The 2461-nt window shown below is 75.5% G+C and carries 4 protein-coding genes; 2 read left to right on the top strand and 2 right to left on the bottom strand.

What is annotated here, in order from left to right:
• Together GTW08_RS20735 and GTW08_RS20730 are read right to left on the bottom strand one after the other, a co-directional pair.
• A partial coding sequence (locus GTW08_RS20735) for a thiamine pyrophosphate-binding protein (RefSeq protein ID WP_255497717.1) occupies positions 1 to 906 on the bottom strand: 906 nt, incomplete at its 3' end.
• Between the two features lie 39 nt (positions 907 to 945).
• Positions 946 to 1167 (bottom strand): hypothetical protein, encoded by a 222-nt coding sequence (locus GTW08_RS20730; RefSeq protein ID WP_139282752.1) that lies wholly within the window; start codon positions 1165 to 1167, stop codon positions 946 to 948.
• A gap of 231 nt (positions 1168 to 1398) precedes the next feature.
• On the opposite strand from GTW08_RS20730, the gene GTW08_RS20725 reads away from it, so the two are divergent.
• Positions 1399 to 2283 carry an MEDS domain-containing protein gene (locus GTW08_RS20725; protein ID WP_139282751.1) on the top strand — a complete coding sequence of 295 codons (885 nt, stop codon included), beginning with the start codon at positions 1399 to 1401 and terminating at the stop codon, positions 2281 to 2283.
• Positions 2280 to 2461 (top strand): hypothetical protein (locus GTW08_RS20720; protein ID WP_161152407.1); only part of this gene is annotated, 182 nt, incomplete at its 3' end. The genes GTW08_RS20725 and GTW08_RS20720, both read left to right, overlap by 4 nt.

Here is a 2461-nt window from a genome sequence, read left to right as displayed (position 1 = left end):
CGGGTCCGCGGTCAGGTGCAGCAGCCGGGTGCCCGCCGGCAGCAGGTCACCGGGGACCCACTGGTGGTAGCGGAACACCGGCGCGCCCGCGACGAGCACGACGTCGTGCCCGGCCAGCCGGTCGGACACGTCGCGCACCGAGGCCGGGAGGATCCCGCGGAACGCCGGGTGCCGGGTCGGGAACGGGCACCGCGACGCCGACGGTGCGATCCAGACCGGGCAGGCGAGCCGCTCGGCGAGGGCGACGGCGTGGTCGTTGGCCCGGTCCGCATCGACCTGCGGGCCCAGCACCAGCACCGGGTTCGCTGCCCCGGCCAGCGCCCCGGCCAGCTCGGAGAGCGCCGCCTCGCCGAGCTCGGCGGCGGCGGTCGCACGCCGGGACGGCAGGTGCGCGGTGTCCGGGCCCGCCTCGCGGGACCAGTCGTCGTAGGGGACCGAGAGGTAGACCGGCCCCCGCGGGTCCAGCAGCGCGGTGTGCACCGCCTGGGACAGCGCACGCGGCACGTCCTGGGCCGACGCGGGCTCGGCGGCGTACTTGACCAGCGGGCGTGGCAGCGCGGCCGCGTCCACGTTGGTCAGCATGACCTCCTGGCCGACCGTGGACCGCACCTGCTGGCCCGCGGTCAGCACGAGCGGGGAGTGGGAGTAGACGGCGTTGGTGAGCGCGCCCATCGCGTTGCCCGACCCGGACGCCGCGTGCAGGTTGACCAGCGCCGGGCCGCCGGTGGCCAGGGCGTAGCCGTCGGCCATGCCCAGTACGGCGCCCTCGTGCAGGCCGAGTACGTAGCGCACCCCGTCGGGCATCGCCGCGAGGAAGGGCAGCTCGTTCGAGCCGGGGTTGCCGAACACGGTGTCGATGCCGTGGGCGGTCAGCACCTGCCAACCGGCCTCGCCGACGGTCGTCATGGGGCTCCTCGGGGTCGCGGGACCCCACCGTAGGTGCCCTCAGCGGTGCGCGGCGACCCGCTCTGCCCGGGTGCCGCGGCGCACGTGGGCGACGACCAGCGGACGCACGGCCAGCGCGGCGGCGGCCAGGGCCAGGGTGACGGCGGTGGGTGCCAGCGGCACGGAGACGATCGTGGCGACGGCCAGCAGCACCATGAGCACGCCGGCGAGCACGACCGTGCGCACCTCGGTCGCCCGCGACTGCGGAGCGGCTCGGAACATGGCGTCCACCTCCTGATCGGCGCCCGTGCACCCTGCTCGCACCGTGCGCCCCGAACACCGGAGTTCGGTCCGGCTAACTCTACGCCTCGGCACGCCTGAACGACAGCGTCGGTTCGCCGTGGGATCCGTGATCACCTATCGTGTACGCGGCGTCACACCTGTCGGGGGGCCGTCGGGGACGCCACGACGGGGGGACGTGTGACCGCACCGGTACGGGATCCCCACCGGCACGTGCTGACCGTGCCGGTCAGCGACGAGCAGCTCGCCGAGGACGTCGCCGCATTCCTGGCCGAGGGGCTCACGGCGGGGGAGCGGGTCGCCTACTTCGACGACGACACCGCCGGGCTGGTGCTGTCCCGCCTGGCCGACGACGGCGTCGACGTGACCGGCCCGCTGCGGTCCGGGCAGTTCCAGCTCGTCCCGGGCGACTTCACCCGCGCCGCCCTGCACGCCCCGCTCGACGAGCTCACCGGGGTGATGGAGCAGAACATCACCTCCGCCCTCGACGACGGCTGGGCCGGGCTGCGCTTCAGCGGCCAGATGGACCACGGGTTGCGCCGGCCCGGGGGACAGGTGCTCGACGAGTACGACCGCAGGCTCGACGACGCCGTCCGCGACCACCCGCTGCGCGCGCTGTGCGTCTACGACCACCTGCGCTACCCCGACGAGCTCATCGCGACGATGCGCAGCCTGCACCCCGCCGAGCTGACCGCCGCCCCGCTCTACGACGACAGCCTGCTGCGCGTCACCGAGATCGGCCCGGCCCGGGTCCGGCTGGCCGGCGAGGTCGACCACGCCAACCGGCCCCAGGTCCGGCGGGTGCTGGCCAGGCTGATCGACCGGGTCGTGCGCGGCGACGTCGGCGAGGGCACGCTGACCGCGGACCTGTCCGCGCTGCGGTTCGTCGACGTCGCCGGTGCGGTCAGCCTCGTGCACGCCGCCGACGAGCTCCCGGTCAGCGTGCGGCTGCGGCTGGTGAACCTGCGCCCCGGTGTGGCCCGGCTGCTCGAACGCTGCGGTGCGGGGTTCGCCTCGCAGCTGGAGATGAGCATCCGCGAGCGGCACGCCCTCTGCCCCGCCGACGCGCTCGGCCTCGCCGCGGATGCGGCGGAGTGAGCGGGCTGGTGCACGCCCTGTGCCGGCACGGCGGCGACGGTGACCTGACCGACCGGCTCGCCGACACCGTGCTGGACGCGCTCGCCACGGGCGGGTCGGTGGCGACCCTGCTCCGCCCGGTCACCGAGGTCGCGCTGCGCGGCCGGGTCGCCGAGGCCCTCGGCGCGGATGCCGTCGC

This window comes from Pseudonocardia sp. SID8383, assembly GCF_009864975.1.
Taxonomy (GTDB): domain Bacteria; phylum Actinomycetota; class Actinomycetes; order Mycobacteriales; family Pseudonocardiaceae; genus Pseudonocardia; species Pseudonocardia alni.
Note: the sequence above shows the minus strand (reverse complement) of the source record. Positions and strands in the feature narration are given on the sequence as shown.

Coding starts and splice junctions, on each gene's coding strand:
- GTW08_RS20730 (WP_139282752.1), bottom strand. CDS start 1,167: ATGTTCCGAGCCGCTCCGCAGTCGCGGGCGACCGAGGTGCGCACGGTC.